22 protein-coding genes and 1 pseudogene are annotated in these 22,543 nt (G+C 60.8%); 11 read left to right on the top strand and 12 right to left on the bottom strand.

From position 1 onward, the window contains the following. Position 1: 1 nt before the first annotated feature. On the bottom strand, positions 2-865 hold the full coding sequence (locus tag IF189_RS27870) for a YicC/YloC family endoribonuclease (RefSeq protein WP_007954440.1): 864 nt from the start codon (positions 863-865) through the stop codon (positions 2-4). Between the two features lie 267 nt (positions 866-1,132). On the opposite strand from IF189_RS27870, the gene rph reads away from it, so the two are divergent. The 3 genes from rph (at position 1,133) to gltS (ending at position 3,849) form a co-directional block, all read left to right on the top strand. Next, on the top strand, positions 1,133-1,855 hold the full coding sequence (gene rph / locus IF189_RS27865) for a ribonuclease PH (protein ID WP_085708868.1): 723 nt from the start codon (positions 1,133-1,135) through the stop codon (positions 1,853-1,855). A 29-nt stretch (positions 1,856-1,884) separates the two neighbouring features. Continuing rightward, positions 1,885-2,253 carry a DUF4870 domain-containing protein gene (locus IF189_RS27860; RefSeq protein WP_085708869.1) on the top strand — a complete coding sequence of 123 codons (369 nt, stop codon included), beginning with the start codon at positions 1,885-1,887 and terminating at the stop codon, positions 2,251-2,253. 387 nt (positions 2,254-2,640) lie between these two features. Then, the gene (gene gltS / locus IF189_RS27855; RefSeq protein ID WP_192552569.1) at positions 2,641-3,849 is read left to right on the top strand and encodes a sodium/glutamate symporter; all 1,209 of its coding nucleotides are present in this window, start codon (positions 2,641-2,643) and stop codon (positions 3,847-3,849) included. A gap of 63 nt (positions 3,850-3,912) precedes the next feature. Here the strand turns inward: gltS and IF189_RS27850 are convergent, their stop codons facing one another. Beyond that, a complete protein-coding gene (locus IF189_RS27850; RefSeq protein WP_007920349.1) occupies positions 3,913-4,692 on the bottom strand; it encodes an exodeoxyribonuclease III in 780 nt (259 codons plus the stop codon). An 82-nt stretch (positions 4,693-4,774) separates the two neighbouring features. On the opposite strand from IF189_RS27850, the gene pyrE reads away from it, so the two are divergent. Then, entirely contained in the window at positions 4,775-5,419 is a 645-nt protein-coding gene (gene pyrE, locus IF189_RS27845) for an orotate phosphoribosyltransferase (protein WP_007954442.1), read from the top strand. A gap of 70 nt (positions 5,420-5,489) precedes the next feature. Here the strand turns inward: pyrE and argB are convergent, their stop codons facing one another. The 4 genes and pseudogenes from argB to coaBC all read right to left on the bottom strand — a co-directional run bounded on the left by argB (position 5,490) and on the right by coaBC (position 9,722). Next, positions 5,490-6,395, bottom strand: coding sequence for an acetylglutamate kinase (gene argB / locus IF189_RS27840; protein WP_065258175.1), 906 nt, complete (start codon positions 6,393-6,395; stop codon positions 5,490-5,492). A gap of 17 nt (positions 6,396-6,412) precedes the next feature. Next, positions 6,413-7,789: pseudogene (locus IF189_RS27835) on the bottom strand (phosphomannomutase/phosphoglucomutase); the annotation flags it as partial. Positions 7,790-8,052: 263 nt separating this feature from the next. Continuing rightward, positions 8,053-8,508, bottom strand: coding sequence for a dUTP diphosphatase (gene dut, locus IF189_RS27830; protein ID WP_065258173.1), 456 nt, complete (start codon positions 8,506-8,508; stop codon positions 8,053-8,055). Positions 8,509-8,513: 5 nt separating this feature from the next. Further along, a complete protein-coding gene (coaBC, locus tag IF189_RS27825; protein ID WP_085708873.1) occupies positions 8,514-9,722 on the bottom strand; it encodes a bifunctional phosphopantothenoylcysteine decarboxylase/phosphopantothenate--cysteine ligase CoaBC in 1,209 nt (402 codons plus the stop codon). Positions 9,723-9,857: 135 nt separating this feature from the next. Here coaBC and radC point away from each other — a divergent pair, with 135 nt between their 5' ends. After that, entirely contained in the window at positions 9,858-10,532 is a 675-nt protein-coding gene (radC, locus tag IF189_RS27820) for a RadC family protein (RefSeq protein ID WP_085708874.1), read from the top strand. A gap of 36 nt (positions 10,533-10,568) precedes the next feature. On the opposite strand, the gene IF189_RS27815 is transcribed toward radC, so the two are convergent. Continuing rightward, on the bottom strand, positions 10,569-12,155 hold the full coding sequence (locus tag IF189_RS27815) for an ABC transporter substrate-binding protein (protein WP_134828503.1): 1,587 nt from the start codon (positions 12,153-12,155) through the stop codon (positions 10,569-10,571). Positions 12,156-12,601: 446 nt separating this feature from the next. On the opposite strand from IF189_RS27815, the gene rpmB reads away from it, so the two are divergent. Next, positions 12,602-12,835 (top strand): 50S ribosomal protein L28, encoded by a 234-nt coding sequence (rpmB, locus tag IF189_RS27810; protein WP_003229474.1) that lies wholly within the window; start codon positions 12,602-12,604, stop codon positions 12,833-12,835. 11 nt (positions 12,836-12,846) lie between these two features. Further along, entirely contained in the window at positions 12,847-13,002 is a 156-nt protein-coding gene (gene rpmG, locus IF189_RS27805; RefSeq protein ID WP_003177274.1) for a 50S ribosomal protein L33, read from the top strand. Between the two features lie 73 nt (positions 13,003-13,075). Here the strand turns inward: rpmG and IF189_RS27800 are convergent, their stop codons facing one another. Further along, on the bottom strand, positions 13,076-13,438 hold the full coding sequence (locus IF189_RS27800) for a cupin domain-containing protein (protein WP_085708876.1): 363 nt from the start codon (positions 13,436-13,438) through the stop codon (positions 13,076-13,078). 236 nt (positions 13,439-13,674) lie between these two features. On the opposite strand from IF189_RS27800, the gene IF189_RS27795 reads away from it, so the two are divergent. Together IF189_RS27795 and IF189_RS27790 are read left to right on the top strand one after the other, a co-directional pair. Further along, on the top strand, positions 13,675-15,168 hold the full coding sequence (locus IF189_RS27795) for an aldehyde dehydrogenase (protein ID WP_085708877.1): 1,494 nt from the start codon (positions 13,675-13,677) through the stop codon (positions 15,166-15,168). A 186-nt stretch (positions 15,169-15,354) separates the two neighbouring features. Further along, complete coding sequence (locus IF189_RS27790; protein ID WP_119426803.1) at positions 15,355-16,500, top strand: MFS transporter; 1,146 nt, start codon at positions 15,355-15,357, stop codon at positions 16,498-16,500. A 21-nt stretch (positions 16,501-16,521) separates the two neighbouring features. On the opposite strand, the gene IF189_RS27785 is transcribed toward IF189_RS27790, so the two are convergent. After that, positions 16,522-18,090 (bottom strand): phospholipase D family protein, encoded by a 1,569-nt coding sequence (locus tag IF189_RS27785; RefSeq protein WP_134828501.1) that lies wholly within the window; start codon positions 18,088-18,090, stop codon positions 16,522-16,524. Between the two features lie 60 nt (positions 18,091-18,150). Then, positions 18,151-19,572, bottom strand: a complete 1,422-nt coding sequence (locus IF189_RS27780) for a PLP-dependent aminotransferase family protein (protein WP_114886319.1) — start codon at positions 19,570-19,572, stop codon at positions 18,151-18,153. 179 nt (positions 19,573-19,751) lie between these two features. Here IF189_RS27780 and IF189_RS27775 point away from each other — a divergent pair, with 179 nt between their 5' ends. After that, the gene (locus IF189_RS27775) at positions 19,752-19,997 is read left to right on the top strand and encodes a DUF1127 domain-containing protein (protein ID WP_119426800.1); all 246 of its coding nucleotides are present in this window, start codon (positions 19,752-19,754) and stop codon (positions 19,995-19,997) included. Between the two features lie 141 nt (positions 19,998-20,138). On the opposite strand, the gene IF189_RS27770 is transcribed toward IF189_RS27775, so the two are convergent. Next, positions 20,139-21,449 (bottom strand): NAD(P)/FAD-dependent oxidoreductase, encoded by a 1,311-nt coding sequence (locus IF189_RS27770; RefSeq protein WP_192552568.1) that lies wholly within the window; start codon positions 21,447-21,449, stop codon positions 20,139-20,141. Positions 21,450-21,594: 145 nt separating this feature from the next. Between IF189_RS27770 and IF189_RS27765 the strand changes: the two genes are divergently transcribed. Next, a complete protein-coding gene (locus IF189_RS27765; RefSeq protein WP_085708887.1) occupies positions 21,595-21,948 on the top strand; it encodes a YkgJ family cysteine cluster protein in 354 nt (117 codons plus the stop codon). A 4-nt stretch (positions 21,949-21,952) separates the two neighbouring features. Here the strand turns inward: IF189_RS27765 and IF189_RS27760 are convergent, their stop codons facing one another. Next, positions 21,953-22,441, bottom strand: a complete 489-nt coding sequence (locus tag IF189_RS27760) for an Lrp/AsnC ligand binding domain-containing protein (RefSeq protein ID WP_003177284.1) — start codon at positions 22,439-22,441, stop codon at positions 21,953-21,955. Between the last annotated feature and the right edge of the window lie 102 nt (positions 22,442-22,543).

Here is a 22,543-nt window from a genome sequence, read left to right as displayed (position 1 = left end):
CTTACTCAATATTCTGCACTTGTTCGCGCATCTGCTCGATCAACACCTTCAGGTTGACCGCCGCCTGGGTGCTGCGCGGGTCGAAGGCCTTGGAGCCCAGTGTGTTGGCTTCGCGGTTGAGCTCCTGCATCAGGAAGTCCAGGCGCCGACCGGCGGCACCGCCGGATTTCAGCACCCGGCGAACTTCGATGATGTGGGTGCTCAGGCGATCCAGTTCTTCAGCCACGTCGCTCTTTTGCGCGAGCATGACCATTTCCTGTTCCAGGCGCTGCGGGTCCATCTCGGCCTTCATGTCGGCGAAGCGGTCGAGGACTTTCTGGCGTTGGGTGGCGAGCATCTGCGGAACCAGTTCGCGCAGGGTCACCACGTCTTCCTCGATGGAGGTCAGGCGATCGTTGATCAGGCGTGCCAGCTCCGCGCCTTCGCGCTCGCGGCCGGCCTTGAGGTCTTTCAGGCCTTGATTGAACAGGGCCAGCGCTTCCGCGTTCAAGGCCTGCGGGTCGGTGGCGTCGGCGACCAGCACGCCCGGCCAGGCCAGCACTTCCAGCGGATTCAGCGCCGCCGGGTTCTTGATCAGGCCGGCGACGGTCTCGGCAGCAGCGACCAGTTGTGCAGCGCGCTCGCGATCCACTTGCAGTGGCTTGCCGGTGCTTTCCTCGGTGAAGCGCAGGGTGCATTCCAGTTTTCCGCGCGACAGGCCCTGACGCAGGGCTTCGCGGACGGCGCCTTCGAGGTCGCGAAACGATTCCGGCAGGCGCAGGTGGGGTTCCAGGTAGCGGCTGTTGACCGAGCGCAGCTCCCAGCTCAGGGTGCCCTGAACGCCAGCTTTTTCGACGCGGGCGAAGGCGGTCATGCTGTGCACCATGGGGTGACCTCGCGATACAGATCGGCGCGAATTGAAGCTTCGCAGCTCGATATCAATGAATTTAAGCCGACTGGCAGCAAAGGCGCAGGATTGTAGCGCAGTGCGGCAGATGCGCCCAAACACACGGTGTGACAAAGGGCTGCAGGCCGTCGGCGAAGCGCGTTTCAGGGCCCTGGATCGACGGCCGGAATTTTTAGGCAGTGCCCAGGCGCGGTGCGCAGCTCTATAATGCTCCGCAGTTTTCCGTCCCCAGTACAGGTATCTCCTATGAAACGTCCAAGTGGTCGCGCTGCCGATCAGCTCCGCTCGATCCGCATTACCCGCAACTACACCAAGCACGCCGAGGGATCGGTACTGGTCGAATTCGGTGATACCAAAGTCATCTGCACCGTCAGCGTCGAGAACGGCGTACCGCGTTTCCTCAAAGGTCAGGGCCAAGGCTGGCTGACCGCCGAGTACGGCATGCTGCCGCGCGCCACCGGCGAGCGTAACCAGCGGGAAGCGAGCCGTGGCAAGCAGGGCGGCCGCACCCTGGAAATCCAGCGCCTGATCGGTCGTTCCCTGCGCGCCGCGCTGGACATGTCCAAGCTGGGCGACGTCACCCTGTACGTCGACTGCGACGTGATCCAGGCCGACGGCGGTACCCGCACCGCGTCGATCACCGGCGCCATGGTTGCGCTGGTCGATGCCCTGAAAGTCATCAAGAAGCGCGGCGGCCTGAAAGGCGGCGACCCGCTCAAGCAAATGATCGGTGCCGTTTCCGTGGGCATGTACCAGGGCGAGCCAGTGCTGGATCTGGACTATCTTGAAGACTCCGCCGCAGAGACCGACCTGAACGTGGTGATGACCAGCACCGGCGGCTTCATCGAAGTGCAGGGCACTGCCGAAGGCGCACCGTTCCAGCCTGAAGAGCTGACCGCGATGCTGGAGCTGGCCAAGAAAGGCATGAACGAGATCTTCGAACTGCAAACGGCTGCACTGGCCGACTGAGCCGGTTCGTAACCCGCAAGGAGGACGCGATGAGTGATGAGCAAGAGTTGCTGCCCAAGCCGAGCCACGAGGTTCGCCAGTGGGCGATGTTTTGTCACTTGTCCGCCTTGCTGGGGATCTGGGTTCCGTTCGGCACGCTGATCGGGCCTTTGATCCTGTGGCAGATGAAGCGCGAGACGGATCCGTTTATCGATGCCCAGGGCAAGGAAGCGCTGAATTTTCAGATCACCGTGGCGATTGCTTCGATGATCTGCTTCCTGCTGATGGTGCTGATCATCGGGTTCGTGCTGTTCGGCCTGCTTGCCATCGGCGCACTGGTGTTGACGATCATCGGTGGCGTAAAAGCCAATGAAGGTTTTCCGTACCGTTATCCGTTTACCTGGCGCTTGATAAAGTAGCCTTCAGCCGAAATGTGCATGTTGGAATAATTAGTTCTGCATGTTTAAAAGCCCTGACTTGTCAGGGCTTTTTTGCAACTACATAAACCTGCACTGATTGTAGGAATAGTCTGCCTGCGATGAATGGCAGGGAATATTTTACTTATTCATCAGCCTTACATTTTTAGTCACAACTGCAATGCCTTGAGGCGGCCAAAGGTCATTGGCAGCATGACTTTGCGCTTGTTAAGGTTGTCGCACGTCATATTCCTTCAGAAATATTTCGATATATTCAGGCCATCGAAGGCTCTTGAATTCCAGTGTTTCCAGTGTTGAAACAGCCAGCCGATTCGTGAGGCGTATCCAGGGAAAAGTTCGCCTCCGACTATATAGCCAAGAATAATCCAGATGATTCAGCTCGATTTTTACGGCACGCTCGTGGCCGCTTCCCTTGTACTTCTGCTGGGGCGTGGTCTTGTTACCCGTGTTGGTGTACTGCGCAATTTCAATATTCCCGAACCTGTCGCGGGTGGCCTGTTGATTGCTCTGGTTCTTCTGGTGTTGCGAGCGCTCGATATAGAAGTTCGATTCGATACCTCGTTGCAGGCGCCGCTGATGCTGGCGTTTTTTGCCACTATCGGTCTGAGTGCAGACTTCGCCAGCCTGAAGAAGGGCGGTCGCGTAGTCGGGATATTTCTATTGGCGGTCACCGGCCTGCTGATCCTGCAGAACGCCATGGGTATCGGACTCGCCACAATGCTGGGGCTCGATCCGCTGATGGGTCTGTTGACGGGCTCCATCACGCTGGCCGGTGGTCACGGAACCGGCGCCGCGTGGGGAACGGTGTTCAGCGAGAAATACGGTCTGGCTTCGGCCTCCGAGCTGGCGATAGCCTCGGCGACATTCGGTCTGGTGCTGGGTGGGCTGATCGGTGGGCCGGTTGCCCGTCTGCTGATCAAGCGGGTCGAGGTGCCGGGTTGCCACGCGCAGAAGGCGCCGCGCCTGCCAAAGGGTTTTGAGCAGCCGAACAAGGAGCGTTCGATCACGCCATTCTCGTTCATCGAAACCCTGGCGCTGATCGCGGTCAGCCTGCTGGTCGGCACTCTGCTGAACGGGCTGTTGCATGGCACGGCATTCGAGTTGCCGACATTCGTATGTGTCTTGTTCGTGGGCGTCGTGCTGCGCAACGGCCTCTCGGCGTTTGGTCTGTATCAGGTCTTCGAGCGGGAAGTCTCGGTGCTGGGCAACGTCAGCCTGTCGCTGTTTCTGGCGATTGCGCTGATGTCGCTCAAGCTGTGGGACCTGGCAGCGCTGGCGTTGCCGATCTTCATCATTCTGGCGGTACAGACACTGGTCATGGCGCTGTTCGCGGTGTTCGTGACGTTCAGGGTGATGGGGCGCAACTACGACGCGGCAGTACTGGCGGCCGGACATTGCGGTTTCGGCCTTGGTGCGACGCCGACCGCCATCGCCAACATGCAAGCGGTGACGCAGCGTTACGGACCTTCGCAGATAGCGTTTCTGGTCGTGCCGATGGTGGGGGCATTTTTCATCGATATCATCAATGTCATCGTGATCAAGTTGTACCTGGCGCTGCCGTTCTTCGCTGCTGTCTAACGCGACCCATAAAAAATGCCCGTATCCTGCGATACGGGCATTTTTTCTACTGCGAAACGACGCTTAGATGGTCAGCGTCCAGTCGTAGTCAACGATCAGCGGCGCGTGCTGCGAGAACCGAGGCTGACGCGGCAGGCGTGCGCTGCGCACAAAGCGCCGCAGGCCCGGGGTCAGGATCTGGTAGTCGAAGCGCCAGCCCAGATTCAGCATTTCGGCCTGTTCGTTGTCCGGCCACCAGCTGTACTGGTCGCCTTCGCGGCTGACTTCGCGCAGGGCATCGACGTAGCCCATGTTGCCGACAATCTCGTCCATCCAGGCGCGTTCTGGCGCCAGGAAGCCCGGGGATTGCTGGCTGTCGCGCCAGTTCTTGATGTCGAGCTTCTGCTGCGCGACGTACAGCGAGCCACAATAAATGTACTCGCGACGTTTGCGCCGCTGTTTGTCCAGGTACTTGCCGAAGTCGTCCATGAGCTTGAACTTCTGGTTCAAGTCCTCATCGCCGTTCATCCCCGAAGGAAGCAGCAAGGTGGCAATACTGACTTTGTCGAAATCTGCTTGCAGGTAGCGCCCGTAGCGGTCGGCCGTCTCGAAACCGAGACCGCTGATGACAGCCTTCGGTTGCAACCGCGAATACAAAGCCACGCCGCCTTGGGCAGGGACTTCAGCATCGCAGGCATAAAGGAAGTAGCCGTCCAGTTGGAAGGCTGGGTCATCCAGTTCAAAGGCGGAGGCACGGGTGTCCTGCAGGCAGATGACGTCGGCATTCTGTGCTTGCAGCCAACTGAGCAAACCGCGCTCGACTGCAGCCTGAATACCATTGACGTTCACACTGATGATCCGCATAAATGGCCCCAAAAATCGCGTGCGTGTATGATACACGGCGTCAAGCTAATTAGCTAAATCCGTGGTATTTGGGGTTTTTTTCATGCAAGCGTATCAGCGCGATTTCATTCGTTTTGCCATCGATCGCGGCGTTTTGCGCTTCGGTGAGTTCACCCTGAAGTCCGGACGCACCAGTCCTTACTTCTTCAACGCCGGCCTGTTCAACTCGGGTTCTGCACTGGCGCAGCTGGGTCGTTTCTACGCCGCAGCCATCGCCGAGAGCGGTATTCCGTTCGACGTGCTGTTCGGCCCGGCCTACAAAGGCATCCCGCTGGCGGCAACCACTGCCGTGGCACTGGCCGAACACCACAACCGTGACCTGCCATGGTGCTTCAACCGCAAGGAAGCCAAGGCCCACGGCGAGGGCGGCAGCCTGGTTGGCGCACCGCTGACCGGTGAAGTGCTGATCATCGACGACGTGATCACCGCTGGCACCGCGATCCGTGAAGTGATGCAGATCATCGCTTCCCAGGACGGCGCCAAGGCCGCTGGCGTGCTGATCGCCCTGAACCGTCAGGAGCGCGGCAACGGTGAGCTGTCGGCAATCCAGGAAGTCGAGCGTGACTTCGGCATTCCGGTCATCAGCATCGTGTCGTTGAACCAGGTGCTGGAATTCCTGGCAGACGATCCGCAGCTCAAGCAGCACCTGCCAGCCGTTGAAGCCTATCGCGCTCAGTTCGGCGTCTGATCGCTTCTTCCAGGCAAAAAAAGACCCCGCTCAGTCAGGCTGAGCGGGGTCTTTTTATTTTTGCGATTGCTTACGGACGCTTGCGATTGCTGATCAGCGTGCCCACACCGGTGTCAGTGAAGATTTCCAGCAGGATCGCGTTCGGTACACGACCGTCGATGATCAGCGAGCTGCCCACGCCGCCCTGAACCGCTTCCAGTGCGCAGCGGATCTTCGGCAGCATGCCGCCGTAGATGGTGCCGTCGGCGATCAGGTCATCGACCTGCTGGGTGCTCAGGCCGGTCAGGACCTTGCCCGACTTGTCCATCAGGCCGGCAATGTTGGTCAGCAGCATCAGCTTCTCGGCTTTCAGCGCTTCGGCGACTTTACCGGCCACCAGGTCGGCGTTGATGTTGTACGACTCGCCGTTTTCACCCACGCCAATTGGCGCGATCACCGGAATGAAGTTGCCTTTGACCAGCAGGTTCAGCAGTTCGGTGTTGATCCCGACCACTTCGCCCACCTGGCCGATGTCGATGATTTCCGGCTGGGTCATCTCCGGGGTCTGGCGGGTGACGGTGAGTTTCTTCGCACGAATCAGCCCGGCGTCTTTGCCGGTCAGGCCGATGGCGCTGCCGCCGTGACGGTTGATCAGGTTGACGATGCTTTTGTTGACCTGGCCGCCGAGGACCATTTCCACCACGTCCATGGTCGCCGCATCGGTGACGCGCATGCCGTCGACGAAGTGGCTTTCGATCGACAGGCGCTTGAGCAGATCACCGATCTGCGGGCCGCCGCCGTGAACCACGACCGGGTTGATGCCCACGGCTTTCATCAAGACGATGTCGCGGGCGAAGCCGGTTTTCAGCTCCTCGCTTTCCATCGCGTTGCCGCCGTATTTGATCACCAGGGTCTTGCCGACATAACGTCGGATGTAAGGCAACGCTTCGGACAGGACCTTGGCGGTTTGGGCGGCGGCTTCGCGTTCGAGGGTCATTCAGGGCTCCGGGTGAATCAGAACGGTAGTTGGAGATCAGGTGCAACGCGTTTCAACTGGGCATGGAACACAGCCTTGATGCGCTGCAATTCAGCCTCGTCATCGGCCTCGAAGCGCAGCACCAGCACCGGTGTGGTGTTGGAGGCGCGCACCAGGCCCCAGCCTTTGGCGTAATCGACCCGCACGCCGTCAATGGTGGTCAGGTCGGCGCCTGGACCCCACTGCGCATCGTGCAGTGCATCAATGATGCTGAATTTGCTCTCTTCGGTCACATGGATATTGATTTCCGGCGTGGAAATATCGTTCGGGAAGGTCGCGAACAGCGTTTCCGCGTCGGATTTTTCCTTGCTGAGGATTTCCAGCAGCCGTGCGGCGCTGTAAATGCCGTCGTCGAAACCGAACCAGCGTTCCTTGAAGAAGATGTGCCCGCTCATTTCGCCGGCCAGCAATGCGCCGGACTGTTTCATTTTCTTTTTGATCAACGAGTGACCGGTCTTCCACATTAGCGACTGGCCGCCGTATTCCTTGATCAGCGGAATCAGGCGACGGGTGCATTTGACGTCGAAGATGATTTCCGCGCCCGGGTTGCGGGCCAGCACGTCGCGGGCAAACAGCATCAGCAGACGGTCCGGGAACACGATGGTGCCAGTGTTGGTCACCACGCCGACGCGGTCGCCGTCACCGTCGAAGGCCAGGCCGATGTCAGCCTTGGTTTCCTTGACCTTGGCGATCAGGTCGACGAGGTTTTCAGGCTTGCCCGGATCCGGGTGGTGGTTCGGGAAGTTGCCGTCGACTTCGCAGAACAGCGGGATGACTTCGCAGTTCAGCGCTTCGATCAGTTGCGGGGCGATCACGCCGGCCGCGCCGTTGCCGCAGTCGACCACGACTTTCAGGCGCCGGGCCAGTTTGATGTCCTGGACGATTTCGGTGGTGTAGCGGTCGAGGATCTCGACCTGGGTCACGCTGCCCTTGCCGCTGCTCAGGTTGCCGGTCTTGAGGCGCTCGTGCAGGGCCTGGATCTGTTCGTTGGCGAGGGTGTCGCCGGCGATCACGATCTTGAAGCCGTTGTAGTTCGACGGGTTGTGGCTGCCGGTGAGCATCACGCCGGATTTGCCGGCCAGCACGTTGGCGGCGTAGTACAGAGCCGGGGTCGGCACCAGGCCGACGTCGCTGACATGGCAGCCGCTTTCGGCGATGCCGCGGATCAGCTCGGCAACCAGTTCCGGGCCGGACAGGCGGCCGTCACGGCCGACGGACACGTTCGGTTCACCCTGGGCCAGGCTCTGGGAGCCGATGGCGCGGCCGATCCAGTAAGCGGTTTCGGCATTGAGGAATTCCGGCACGGTGCCGCGAATGTCATAGGCGCGGAAGATGCTGTCGGGAAGCTTCGGGGCGACTTGGGCGGGGGTGCTCATCTGCGAAAATGCTCCATCTCGAAAGTGGCGGGACACACCGACGAATCATCTCGGCGGCAGGCTCAAACTGAAGGGTATGACGGCGGTTTTCACAGAGAGTTCGTGGTGTGAAAGGGCCATGACGCCTTGTCCGGCGTGGCTTTGGCCTGCCAATGCCTTGATTTTCGGCGCTAAACCTTGCAGATGACATTTTGAATTTCGTGGCAAGCAACACGCACTCGCCACGACAGGTTTTTAGCCGATTACTTGGTGCCGGAGTGGCCGAAACCGCCAGCGCCGCGCTCGGTTTCGACGAACTCTTCAACCATTTCGAAGTGCGCCTGCACCACCGGCACCAATACCAGCTGCGCCAGACGTTCGCCGACCGGCATGGTGAATTCGGTCTGGCCACGGTTCCAGCAGGACACCATCAGCGGGCCCTGGTAATCGGAGTCGATCAGGCCGACCAGATTGCCCAGCACGATGCCGTGCTTATGGCCCATGCCCGAGCGCGGCAGGATCAGTGCGGCGAGGTTCGGGTCGCCGATGTACACCGACAGCCCGGTAGGGATCAGCACGGTTTCGCCCGGCTTGATCACGATGTCCTGTTCCAGCATGGCGCGCAGGTCGAGGCCGGCGGAGCCCGGTGTGGCGTATTGCGGCAGCGGGAATTCGGTACCGATGCGTGGGTCGAGGATCTTGGCTTGCAAAGCGTGCATGTAAATTAAACCTGGTTCAGACGTTCGGCGATAAAAGTGACGAGCTGGCGAGCGATCTTGCTCTTGCTGGTCTGGGCGAAAACCGTGGCGTGCAGCCCACGGTCGATGACGCTGCAGGCGTTTTCTTCGCTGTTGAAGCCGATGCTCGGGTTGGCGACGTCGTTGGCGACGATCAGATCGAGATTCTTGTCCTTCAGCTTGCGTGCAGCGTAGTCGAGCAGGTGTTCGGTCTCGGCGGCGAAGCCGACACTGAACGGACGGTCGGGACGGGTCGCGATGGTGGCCAGGATGTCCGGGTTGCGCACCATTTGCAGGACGAAGCCGTCGCCGCTCGTAGGGTCTTTCTTCAATTTTTGCGGGGCGACGACTTCAGGACGGTAGTCCGCGACCGCCGCCGAGGCGATGAAGATGTCGCAAGGGATCGCGGCTTCGCAGGCGGCGAGCATGTCGCGGGCGCTGACCACGTCGATACGCGTGACGCGATCCGGCGTCGGCAAATGCACCGGGCCGCTGATCAGCGTGACGCGGGCGCCGGCTTCCACCGCGGCTTCAGCCAGGGCGAAGCCCATTTTGCCGGAGCTGTGGTTGGTGATGTAGCGCACCGGGTCGATGTTTTCCTGGGTCGGACCGGCGGTGATCACCACGTGCTTGCCGGTCAGCGCCTGACGCTGGAAGCAGTCTGCCGCGAGCTGGGCCAGGTCGGTGGCTTCCATCATGCGGCCCATGCCGACGTCGCCGCAGGCCTGGCTGCCAGAGGCCGGGCCGAAGGTCTTGAGGCCACGGCTTTCAAGGAGTTGCAGGTTGGCCTGGGTCGCCGGGTCACGCCACATGGCCTGGTTCATGGCCGGCGCGACAGCGACGATTGCGTCAGTGGCCAGTACCAGTGTGGTCAGCAGATCGTTGGCAATGCCTTGGGCCAGGCGGGCCAGCAGGTCGGCGGTGGCCGGGGCGATCAGCACCAGATCGGCCCATTTGGCCAGTTCGATGTGGCCCATCGCCGCTTCGGCGGCCGGGTCGAGCAGATCCAGGTGAACCGGGTGGCCGGACAGGGCCTGCATGGTCAGCGGGGTGATGAATTCGCTGCCGCCACGGGTCATGACCACGCGCACTTCGGCGCCCTGATCGATCAGGCGGCGCACAAGGTCGGCGCTCTTGTAGGCAGCGATACCGCCGCCGACGCCCAGAACGATGCGTTTCCGATACAGCCGCTGCATAGGTCTGCCTTTCATTTCGTTGGTGACATGCGTGGCGAAACCCCCTCCCCAGGGTGAATTCGCCCGCAAAAAAGATGGGCTACGATATCACAGCGACCGCTACGGAACAGCGGCGCCCACAGACAAGGAATGTGTATGAGTATTCGCGATTGGCCGGCGGCGGAAAGGCCGCGGGAGAAGCTGTTGGAACAGGGCTCGGGAAGTCTTTCCGATGCCGAATTGCTGGCGATTTTTCTACGCACCGGCGTATCCGGCAAAAGCGCGGTGGATCTGGCGCGACACTTGTTGAGTCAGTTCGGCAGCCTGCGGGCATTGCTGGAGGCCGATCTCGGCGCGTTCAGCGAGCAATTGGGCCTGGGGCCGGCGAAGTTTGCCCAACTGCAGGCTGTGCTGGAGATGGGGCGGCGACATCTGGCCGAGCGCATGCGCCAGAAAACGGCGCTGGAGAATCCACAGGTGGTCCGTGATTACCTCAAGGCCATGCTGCGCCACGAGCCGCACGAGGTTTTCGGCTGCCTGTTTCTGGACTCCAAACATCAGGTGCTGACCTTTGAAACGCTGTTTCGCGGCTCGATCGACAACACGGCGGTGCATCCCCGCGAAGTGGTGAAGCGCTCGTTGGCCAACAACGCGGCAGCTGTGATCCTGTGTCATAACCATCCGTCGGGTAACACCGACCCCAGTCAGGCTGATCGATTATTGACCAAGCGATTGCAGAAGGCTTTGGAGTTCATCGATGTGCGGGTGCTCGATCACTTCATTGTCGGTGATGGCGAGCCGTTGTCGATGGCGGAGTGTGGCTGGATGTAGCTTGCAGCGACTGCAGTCGCTGCAAGCCGGGGCGGATTACTTGAGGGTGACCTTGGAGTAATCCTGCCGCCCGAACGGGCTCACCGAGTAACCCTGCACGTCTTTACGCGTCAGCGCATACGCTGTCGGATGCGCCAGCGGCAGCCAAAGCGCCTGCTGCTGAATCTGCGCCTGCGCCTGTTCATAGAGCTTGGTGCGCACGCCCTGCTCGCTGGTGGTCTTGCCGGCGCTGATCAGCTTGTCCAGATCGGCGTTGCAGTAGCGGGCGAAGTTGGTGCCGGACTTCACCGCCGCACAAGAAAACTGCGGAGTGAGGAAGTTGTCCGGGTCGCCGTTGTCACCGGCCCAGCCCATGAACAGCAGGTCATGCTCGCCAGCCTTGGCACGACGAATCAGCTCGCCCCATTCGATCACACGGATTTCCGCCTGGATGCCGATTTCCGCCAGGTCCGATTGCAGCAGTTGCGCGCCGAGGCTCGGGTTCGGGTTGAGCAGGCTGCCGGACGGACGCGTCCAGATGGTGGTCTGGAAACCGTCCTTCAGCCCGGCCTTGGCCAGTAAAGCCTTGGCTCTTGCCACGTCGTGCGGGTAACCCGGCAGGTTCTTCGCGTAGCTCCAGGTATTCGGCGGGTACGGGCCGTTGGCGGGTTCGGCGGTGTCTTCGAACACGGCTTTCAGGTAGTTGGCCTTGTCGAAGGCGAGGTTGATCGCCTGGCGCACTTCAGGCTTGTCCAATGGCGGATGCTGGCTGTTGATGCCAACGAATGCAGTCATGAACGCGTCAGTCTTTTCGATTTTCAGCGTCGGTTCTTCTTTCGCGGCCTGTACGTCCAATGGTTTTGGCGACAGGGCAATCTGGCACTCGTTACGCCGCAGTTTTTGCAGGCGCACATTGGCGTCCGGGGTGATGGCGAAGATCAGCGGGTCCACCGCAGGTTTGCCGCCGAAGTAGTCCGGGTTGGCTTTGTAGCGGATCGAGGCGTCTTTCTGGAACCGGGTGAACACGAACGGGCCGGTGCCGATGGGCTGGCTGTTGAGCTTGTCGGTCGCGTTGGCCTTCAGCAATTTGTCGGCGTATTCGGCGGAATAGATCGAGGCGAACCCCATGCTCAGGGTAGCGAGGAACGTAGAGTCCGGGTGATCGAGGGTGAAGCGCACGGTCAGCGGGTCGAGGGCGTCGATCTTCTTGATCAGGCTCGGCAACTGCATCGACTGGGCGTGCGGGAAGCCGCTCTGGGCAACCTTGTGCCACGGGTTGGCCGGGTCGAGCATGCGGTCGAAGCTGAACTTGACGTCTTCGGCAGTCAGTTCGCGGGTCGGCTTGAAGTACTCGGTGCTGTGGAACTTCACCTGCGGGTGCAGTTTGAATATATAAGTCAGGCCGTCGGTGCTGACTTCCCAGCTGTCGGCCAGGCTTGGGACCACTTTGCCGGTCGTCGTATCGAAGTCCACCAGGCGATTCATCAGCACGTCGGCCGAGGCGTTGGTGGTGGTTAGCGAGTTGTACTGCACCACGTCGAACCCTTCAGGGCTGGCCTCGGTGCACACGCTCAGGGCGGCGGCCTGGGCCAGGGGACTCAGCAAGAGCGGGGCGAGCAGCAGGGGGAGGGCAGCGAGGCGCATGGTCGGCTTCCTTTACAGATCGAAGGCCCATCTGCAAGTGCAGTCTGGAAAAGGCCTACCCTAGTGGTCGCGATTGCAAATGACTATCCCCTTTTTGCATTTTCGGGGCTGTGCGGCTGAGGATTTGTCGGAAGTGGCGGCAGGAAAAGTCGCGAATGCGGGTATGATCGGTTTTCTTCGACGAATGGTAAAAATTGCCGCCAGCCTTTGTCCAAGCCGCTTGCGGGCAGGAAAAGCGGCTTTTTAGCCATTCATTGCACACGGAAAGTTGTTGCTCCGTGGTCTTTCTGGTATAAAGCAGCGCTCTTTTCTAGGGGCCCGGTTCCTTCGCTTGTAGGTGTAGCCGGTAAGACCTCTAAAGAATCGCGGCGCCTGGCGCCACAATGACTAGAGATTAAGCGGCCAACCCATGCCGGGTTGGGCATGTGGTTTTAGAGGGCTGAGGCATGTCTAGAGTATGTCAAGTTACCGGTAAGGGTCCGGTAACCGGGAATAACATTTCCCACGCAAACAACAAAACCCGTCGTCGTTTCCTGCCGAACCTGCAGCATCACCGCTTCTGGGTTGAAGAAGAGAAACGTTTCGTACGCCTGCGCGTTTCCGCCAAAGGCATGCGTATCATCGACAAGCGTGGCATCAGCGTTGTGCTGGCCGAGCTGCGTCGCGACGGCAAGATTTAAGGGAGCTAATCATGCGTGAATTGATTCGTTTGATTTCGAGCGCCGGTACTGGTCACTTCTACACTACCGACAAGAACAAGCGTACTACCCCGGACAAAATCGAGATCAAGAAATATGATCCGGTTGTTCGCAAGCACGTGATCTACAAGGAAGGCAAAATCAAGTAATTGATTTTTCCCGACTTACGAAAAAGGCCCGTATCTCACGATACGGGCCTTTTTTGTTGCCTGGCGAAAGGCCTCAGGCCTTCTGTTCGAAGATCACATAGACCTTGCGGCATGCCTCCAGCACTTCCCAGGTGCCACGGAAACCGGCCGGAATCACGAAGCGGTCGCCGACACGCAGAGTCTTGGCATTGCCTTCGCCGTCACGCAGCACCGAAACGCCCTGGAGGATTTCGCAGTATTCGTGTTCGGTGTAATTCACCGTCCACTGACCCACTGCACCTTCCCACACGCCAACGCCCATTTGCCCGCAAGGGCTGTCGTATTGATTGAACACCGCCTGCTCGGGATCGCCCTTCAATACTTTGGCCGGATCCGGGCGGTAGCGCTCGGCCTGGTCCATGGTCAGGCTGATGTCGACGACGTTCTGGATGTTCATTGTTGTTTTCTCCTGTGATGACGGCGCGGTGGCTTGAAAGGGCCAAAGTCTATGTTGATTAAATTGAACGCCGCAAGGCTGTATAACCGCCTTATGTCAAATATATTGAAACAACCCCGGCCGCTGGTTTAGGGTGGCGGGTGCCTTGGGCCGAAAACAGGCTGGCCGGGCAGAATTCCTGAGGACGCCGGCGAAGATCGCGCGGCGTTCGTATTCAACAAGAGGAGGACACTCGAATGACCACCCTGACTCGTGCCGACTGGGAACAACGCGCCCGCGACTTGAAGATCGAAGGCCGCGCCTACCTCAATGGCGAGTACACCGATGCCGTCTCCGGCGAGACCTTCGAGTGCATCAGCCCGGTCGATGGCCGTCTGCTGGGCAAGATTGCCAGCTGTGACGCCGCCGACGCCCAGCGTGCCGTGGAAAACGCCCGCGCTACGTTCAATTCCGGTGTCTGGTCGCGCCTGGCGCCGACCAAACGCAAAGCCACCATGATCCGTTTCGCCGGCCTGCTCAAGCAGCACGCCGAAGAACTGGCCCTGCTCGAAACCCTCGACATGGGCAAGCCGATCAGCGACTCGCTGTACATCGACGTTCCGGGAGCCGCCCAAGCCCTGAGCTGGAGCGGTGAGGCGATCGACAAGATCTACGACGAAGTCGCCGCCACCCCGCACGACCAACTGGGTCTGGTGACCCGTGAGCCGGTGGGCGTAGTCGGCGCCATCGTGCCGTGGAACTTCCCGCTGATGATGGCCTGCTGGAAACTCGGCCCGGCGCTGTCGACCGGTAACTCGGTGATCCTCAAACCGTCGGAAAAATCCCCGCTGACCGCCATCCGCATCGCCGAACTGGCCGTTGAAGCCGGCATCCCGAAAGGCGTGCTGAACGTGTTGCCGGGCTACGGCCACACCGTCGGCAAGGCGCTGGCTCTGCATAACGATGTCGACACCCTGGTGTTCACCGGTTCGACCAAGATCGCCAAGCAACTGATGATCTATTCCGGTGAATCGAACATGAAACGTGTGTGGCTGGAGGCCGGCGGCAAGAGCCCGAACATCGTGTTTGCCGATGCGCCGGACCTGCAAGCTGCCGCCGAATCCGCCGCCAGCGCCATCGCCTTCAACCAGGGCGAAGTCTGCACCGCCGGTTCGCGTCTGCTGGTCGAACGTTCGATCAAGGACAAATTCCTGCCGATGGTGATCGAGGCGCTGAAAGCCTGGAAACCGGGCAATCCGCTGGATCCGGCCACCAACGTCGGTGCGCTGGTCGACACTCAACAAATGAACACCGTACTGTCCTACATCGAGTCGGGCCACACCGATGGCGCCAAACTGGTGGCCGGCGGCAAGCGCATCCTTCAGGAAACCGGTGGCACCTACGTCGAACCGACGATTTTCGACGGCGTGAGCAACGCGATGAAGATTGCCCAGGAAGAAATCTTCGGCCCGGTGCTGTCGGTCATTGCATTCGATACCGCCGAGGAGGCGATCAACATCGCCAACGACACGCCTTACGGTCTGGCGGCAGCGGTCTGGACCCAGGATATCTCCAAGGCGCACCTGACCGCCAAGGCACTGCGTGCCGGCAGCGTGTGGGTCAACCAGTACGATGGCGGCGACATGACCGCACCGTTCGGCGGCTTCAAGCAGTCGGGCAATGGTCGTGACAAGTCGCTGCACGCGTTCGACAAATACACCGAGCTGAAGGCGACCTGGATCAAGCTGTAAACCGTTGACGGGAGCCTGAGTGAATCAGGCTCCCGAATCGAACAGAGATCCCTGTGGGAGCGAGCCTGCTCGCGATAGCGGTGTGACAGTCGACATCAATGTTGAGTGTGACACCGCTATCGCGAGCAGGCTCGCTCCCACATTGGTTTTGTGTGCACATAAAAATTATCCACAGGAGCGTGGACCATGCGTTGGGCGACGTATTTCGCCGTGTTGGCGTCTGTCTTGAGTGTTGGCCTGGCCCTTGGCGTCAGCATGCCGCTGGTGTCGTTGCGTCTGGAGGGCTGGGGTTATGGTTCGTTCGCCATCGGCGTGATGGCGGCGATGCCGGCCATTGGCGTGTTGCTGGGGGCGAAGGTTTCCAGTCATCTGGCTGCGCGCTTCGGCACGGCGAATCTGATGCGCCTGTGCCTGTGGGGCGGGGCATTGTCCATCGGCCTGCTGGCACTGCTGCCAAGTTATCCGATCTGGCTGGTGCTGCGGCTGATGATCGGGGTGATCCTGACCATTGTCTTCATCCTCGGCGAGAGCTGGATCAATCAACTGGTGGTCGAGCAGTGGCGCGGGCGATTGGTGGCGCTGTATGGCAGCAGTTATGCGCTCAGCCAATTGTCCGGTCCGTTGCTGCTGGGTGCGCTCGGTACCGAGCATGATTACGGCTTCTGGGTGGGTGTCGGCCTTTTGATCGCTGCGCCACTTCTGTTGCTGGGTCGCAGTGGTGCGCCGAGCAGCGAGGCCAGCAGCGTGACCTTCGGCGATCTGTGGGGCTTCGCTCGCGAATTGCCGGCGATTGCCTGGGCGGTGTCGCTGTTCGCCGCGTTCGAGGCAATGATCCTGACCCTGTTGCCGGTGTACTGCCTGCAGCAGGGCTTCACGGCGGAAATCGCCCTGGCGATGGTCAGCACCGTGGTGGTGGGCGACGCGCTGCTGCAATTGCCCATCGGTGCGCTGGCCGACTACCTGTCGCGGCGGACCTTGTTCGCCGGTTGCGCGGTGGTGCTGATGCTGTCGAGTCTGGCGATCCCGATGCTGATCGACACCCTGCTGATCTGGCCGCTGTGGGTGCTGTTCGGTGCCAGTGCGGGTGGCTTGTTCACCTTGTCGCTGATCCTGATCGGCGAGCGCTATCGAGATGACGCACTGGTGCGCGCCAATGCGCATGTCGCGCAGCTGTGGGGTGTGGGTTGCCTGATTGGCCCGTTGGCGGCGGGGGCGGGCAGCCAATGGATCAGCGGGCACGCATTGCCGTGGTTCATGGCGGCCGGGGCGTTCGGGCTGGTGATTCTGCTGTCGCGGCAAGGGGCGTTCGGCAAGGTGCCGGAGCCTGCCTGATGTTCAAGCCGGGGCGGACGGCTACAGCATCCGCTCCAGCCCCACCGTGGTGCTGAACCACGCATTGAAGCGCCGCCACCAGCTGCCGGGTTCCTTGGTCAACGTGTGCATCTGACCGTTGTCCTCGGTGACCCAGACGACTTTCCCGTCCTGAAGTTTTGCCTCGTAACTGAGCGCTGGCGCCATGCCCTGCAAGGCCAGTTCCCGTACATGGGCAGCCAGTTCGGGGCTGTCCACCAGCACCCCGACTTCGGTGTTCCACAGCACCGAGCGGGGGTCGAAATTGAACGAACCGATGAACGCCTTTTTCCCGTCGAAGATCATCGCCTTGCTGTGCAGGCTGGAGTCCGAGCCGCGAAACGATTTGCTGTAAAACAGGTGCGGGCCGCTGCCGAAGTTATCCCCAGGCTGGCGCCGCAGTTCATACAACTTCACGCCATGTTCCAGCAGTGCCTTGCGATACGGCGCATAACCTCCGTGTACCGCTGGCACATCGGTGGCTTCCAGCGAGTTGGTCAGCAGACTCACCGAAACACCCGCATCGGCACGGCCAGTCAGGTAAACCAGCCCTGGCTGACCCGGCACGAAGTAGGCGGAAATCATCATCAGCTCCTTGCTGACGCCCCGCAGCTCCGGTGCCAGTTGCGTGGTCAGCAGCAGTTGCGGATCCGGCTCGCCGTCCGCCAGCACTTTGCTCGGGGCGTCCCACAGCGCCTGGTTCCACGCCCAGATCAACTCCCGGCGCCAGATGTCCATGCGCGGATGGGTAGTGAAGGTCATCAACTGCTGATACAGCGCATGGTTCTGTTTGCGGGTTTCTTCGAGGGACTCTTCCAGGCGCGTGCGGGTGTTCTGCAGATCTTTGGCCGAGGGCTTGCTGGAGAGAAATTCCTCGATCGGCTTGCTCAGGGCGCTGTTCCAGTACTGATCGAAGCCGTGCCCGAGCTGTTCGGCCACCGGCCCGACGCTGAGCATGTCGATGTCGGTGAAGTTCAGGTTGGGCTCGGCATCGAAGTACTCGTCGCCCAGGTTGCGCCCGCCAACGATGGCGGCGCTGTTGTCCGCCAGCCACAGTTTGTTGTGCATCCGCCGGTGTTGCTGCGACAGGTTGAACAGCCGCCCTGCGGCGCGGGTCACGCCGGTGCTGCGGCCCAGGTGCAATGGATTGAACAGGCGGATCTGGATGTTCGGATGCGCCGCCAGCGTGGCGATGATCAGGTCGAGGCCGTCGCTGGTGGTGTCGTCCAGCAGGATGCGCACCCGCACGCCACGGTCGGCAGCTTTCAACACTTCTTCCACCAGCATCCGCGTACTGATGCCGTCGTGGACGATGTAGTACTGCAAATCGAGGCTGCTCTGGGCGTTGCGGATCAACTCGGCACGGGCGGTGAAGGCTTCGGTGCTGTTGGACAGCAGGCGAAAGCCGGACTGGCCTTTGTACGGTGCGGCCTGGGCCTGGATCGAGCGGCCGAAACTCGATGCAGAGGCCGGCAATGCCTGGCTTGGCTCACGCGGCACGTCGAGGGTCGCGCAACCGCCCAGGAACGAGGCGAGTAACAGCAGAGCGAGTAGGGGCTGTCTGAAGCTCACGTAGGATCGTTCCGATTGGCGGCAAGGGTCGGCATATGGACGCGGGTCTCTGGAAAAAGGTCAGTCGGCTTCAGCGAGCAGCTTGATCGCCGCCGCCCCGACTTTGCGCACGGCTTCTTCGATGAGCGGTGTCGGCTTGGCAGCGTAGTTCATGCGCAGGCAATTGCGGTACTTGCCGGAGGCGGAAAAAATGCTGCCGACGGCAATCTGTACGCCCTGATCGTGCAGTGCCCGATTCAGTTTCAGCGTGTCGAAACCTTCCGGCAGTTCGACCCAGAGCATGAAGCTGCCTTGCGGACGGCTGGCGCGAGTGCCGGCCGGGAAATATCGCGTCACCCAATCGATCATCACGTCGCGATTGCGCTGGTATTGCGTACGCATCCGCCGCAAATGCGGTTCGAAGTGCCCGGCTTTCAGAAACTCGGCGATGGCGATCTGCGGTTGTGGCGCGGTGGAGCCGGTGCTGATGTATTTCATGTGCAGCACCCGCTCGAGGTATCGACCCGGCGCGACCCAACCGATACGCAGCCCCGGCGCGAGGGTCTTGGAGAACGAACTGCACAGCAACACACGGCCGTCTTCGTCGAAGGATTTGATCGTACGTGGGCGCGGATAGGTGTAGGCCAGCTCGCCATACACGTCGTCCTCGATGATCGCCACGTCGAAACGCTGAGCCAGCGTCAACAACGCGCGTTTGCGCGACTCCGGCATGATGTAGCCAAGGGGGTTGTTGCAGTTGGGCGTGAGCTGGATGACCTTGATCGGCCACTGCTCCAGCGCCAGTTCCAGGGCTTCGAGGCTGATGCCGGTGAGCGGGTCGGTGGGGATTTCCAGGGCTTTCATGCCCAGCCCTTTGAGGGTCTGCATGGCGCCGTGAAAGCTTGGCGAGTCCACCGCGACGATGTCACCCGGCTCGCAAATCGCGTGGATGCTGGTGGACAGCGCTTCGTGGCAACCGGTGGTGACGACGAGGTCACTGGCGCTCAACTGGCAGCCCGAATCGAGCATCAGCCGGGCGATCTGTTCGCGCAGTTCGAGGGTGCCGTGAATGTTGTCGTAATACAGACCAGGCATGTCCTGACGGCGGCTGATACGGGCCAGTCCGCGCAGCAGCGGTTTCATCGTCGGCGACGAGATGTCCGGCATGCCGCGACCGAGTTGCACCACGTCCTTGCGCGGCACGGCGCGAATCAGTTCCAGCACCTGATCCCACTGGGAAATTTCCACCGGGCGCTGGGCCGGACGCCCGATGGCCGGCAGCTCCGGCAACTCGCGGCCCACCGGCACGAAGTACCCGGATTTGGGCTTTGGCGTGGCCAGGCCGCTGTCTTCCAGCATTCGATAGGCCTGCTGCACCGTGCTCAGGCTGACCCCATGTTCTACGCTCAAGGCGCGCACCGACGGCAGGCGATCACCAGGACGGTAGAAGCCTTGTTCGATGCGGGTGCCGAGCAACTCGGCGAGGTTCACATACAGGGTCATGGCACTGCCTCGATGCAGGTGATTCGAAAAACCAGTACAGATGCGGCGTAAATCGACAATTCAGTCCCGGAGACAGCAAATCTGTATGGAAATAATACAGATTTGTTGAATCTGTAATGCTTTTGTCGGCCCGCGCATCATGGAATCTCTGGCTACCCAAGTAAACAGGAGCGACAAAAATGAACGGCTTGAGCGATGTGCGGCTGACGTTACACAGTCAGGAACTGGAGGCGGGGCAACAGGACAGGGCGCGCAACGAGATGCTGCGCAACGCGCCGTCCGGCCTGAGTCGCTGGGGCCTGTTCTGGCATCGTCTGCACACGCGCAAAGCGTTGCTGGGCCTGACACCGGAGCAGCTCAAGGATGTCGGGCTGACTCGCGAACAGGCGCTGGAGGAGGGGTTGAAGCCGTTCTGGCGGATCTGAAATCTTCGTTGTCCTTGCTGACCTCATCGCTGGCAAGCCAGCTCCCACATTAGTGGTGGTGTTCACAAAATCAGTGTCCACCACAGACCTTGTGGGAGCTGGCTTGCCAGCGATGGCGGCCTCAAAGACGCTACAAAATCATCAAACCAACTCTTTCAGTCGATGCCACAACATCCCCAGTGCCAGCAACGGCGAGCGCAGATGCCTGCCGCCGGGGAAGGTGATGTGTGGCACTTTGGCGAACAGATCGAAGCCACCGCCGTGCTGACCGCTGATGGCCTCGGCCAGCAGCTTGCCCGCCAGGTGCGTGGCATTCACGCCGTGGCCGGAATAGGCCTGGGCGTAATACACGTTCGGCTGATCGCTTAGCCGGCCAATCTGCGGCAGACGGTTGGCACCGATGCCGATCATCCCGCCCCACTGATAATCAATCTTCGCCGATGCGAGCTGCGGGAACACTTCCAGCATCTTCGGCCGCATGTAGGCGCCGATGTCTTTCGGGTCTCGCCCCGAATAATGGCAGGCGCCACCGAACAGCAGACGACGGTCCGCCGAGAGCCGGTAGTAATCCAGCGCCACCCGTTGATCGCAGACCGCCATGTTCTGTGGCAGCAGGGCGTGGGCCTGTTCTTCGCTCAGTGGTTCAGTGGCGATGATGTAGCTGCCGGCGGGCAGCACTTTGCCGCTGAGTTGTGGATTCAGATTGTTGAGATACGCGTTGCAGCCCAGCACCAGGGTCTTCGCCCGCACCGAACCTTGTGCCGTATGGACCCGGACTTCGGGGCCGTAGTCGATGCGGGTGACCGCCGATTGCTCGAACAGCTTCACCCCGAGTTGCTGCGCTGCCGCGGCTTCTCCGAGTGCCAGATTCAGCGGGTGCAGATGGCCGGAACCCATGTCGATCAAACCACCGACGTAGCGTCTGGAGCCGACCACGGTGTGCATCTCGTTGGCCTGCAGCAGGCGGGTTTCGTAGCGGTAACCGAGGCCGCGCAATTCTTCGGCGTCTTCGGCAAAGCCTTCCAGGTCGGAAGGTTTGTTGGCGAGGTCGCAGTAACCCCAGGTCAGGTCGCAGGGGATCTGAAATTTCTCGACGCGCTGTCGGACGATTTCCACCGCTTCCAGCCCCATGAGTTTCATCTGACGTACGCCATCGGCGCCGATCACGTTGGTGAACTGATCGAGGCCATGACCGACCCCGCGAATCAGCTGCCCGCCATTGCGGCCGCTGGCGCCCCAGCCAATCCGGTGCGCTTCCAGCAGCACCACGCTCAAGCCGCGTTCTGCCAGTTCCAGCGCAGTGTTCAGCCCGGAGAAACCACCGCCAACCACGCACACGTCCGCGATCAGCTGACCCTGCAGCACCGGATGGTCGGGCTGCGGCAGGCTGCTGGCGGCGTAATAAGAGGCAACGTGGGGTTGGCTCGCGAAGGCTTGGGCGCGGGCATTCATGGGCGTCATCCTGAGCGGGTGTCGAGAAAATTTGACGGAGCATAAGCCGCAGGCCCGAGGCCGGGCAACATTGGTCGGCCTGTGGTGTCTGGATCACGGCTTTTGCGGCACAATTGCCGCCTATTTCGCTCCGGTTACCGCTGCAATGAGCTGCAACAGTCAAAAAATCCGCACCCTGCGTCAGCAGATTCCCACGTTCGAGTGCGTGCCGGGCTGTCACGACTGCTGCGGGCCGGTGACCACCTCGCCCGAAGAAATGTCCCGCCTGCCGCGCAAGACCCGCGCCGAGCAGGATGCGGCCATGGAAGAACTCAACTGCGTACACCTGGGGCCGAACGGCTGCACGGTGTATGACGAGCGGCCGCTGATCTGCCGGTTGTTCGGCACCACCCGGACCTTGCCGTGCCCCAACGGCCGGCGACCGGTGGAACTGATTCATCCACGGGTCGAGAAGCAGGTGTTCGAATACATGGCCGAAAACCGGCAGGTGCTGGTCTGAGCGATCAATCCGGAATCGGCAGGCTCAGGCTCTCTTTCACTTCTTCCATCACGATGTAGCTCTTGGATTCGCGTACGTGCGGCAGCTTGAGCAGGATGTCGCCCAGCAGCTTGCGGTACGAGGCCATCTCGGAAATCCGCGCCTTCACCAGATAGTCGAAATCCCCTGACACCAGGTGGCATTCCAGCACGTGGGGCAATTTCAGCACCGCGCGTCGGAACTCTTCGAAAGTATCGCCGGATTTGTAGTCGAGGCTGATCTCGACGAACACCAGCAGGCTGCCTTTCAAGTGCTGCGGATTCAGCCGGGCGTTGTAGCCCATGATGATCCCCTCGCGCTCCAGGCGCCGCACCCGCTCTGTACACGGCGTGGTGGAGAGCCCGACCTTCTCGCCCAGTTCGGTGAATGAAATCCGCCCGTCCGCCTGCAGGATCCGCAAGATGTTGCGGTCGATCTTGTCCAGCTCACGTTTGGTCTGAGTGTTGGTACGCATAGGGGATGCGCCTCCGTGAAAAGGGTTTTTGCCGAGAATTGTCGCCAAATATAGGCGCTTATACAGTGAAAAGCACTGGCGAATCTTTTTTACACTGCGCGC

The sequence above is a fragment of the Pseudomonas sp. IzPS59 genome (genome assembly GCF_014863505.1).
Classification (GTDB): domain Bacteria; phylum Pseudomonadota; class Gammaproteobacteria; order Pseudomonadales; family Pseudomonadaceae; genus Aquipseudomonas; species Aquipseudomonas kribbensis.
Note: the sequence above shows the minus strand (reverse complement) of the source record. Positions and strands in the feature narration are given on the sequence as shown.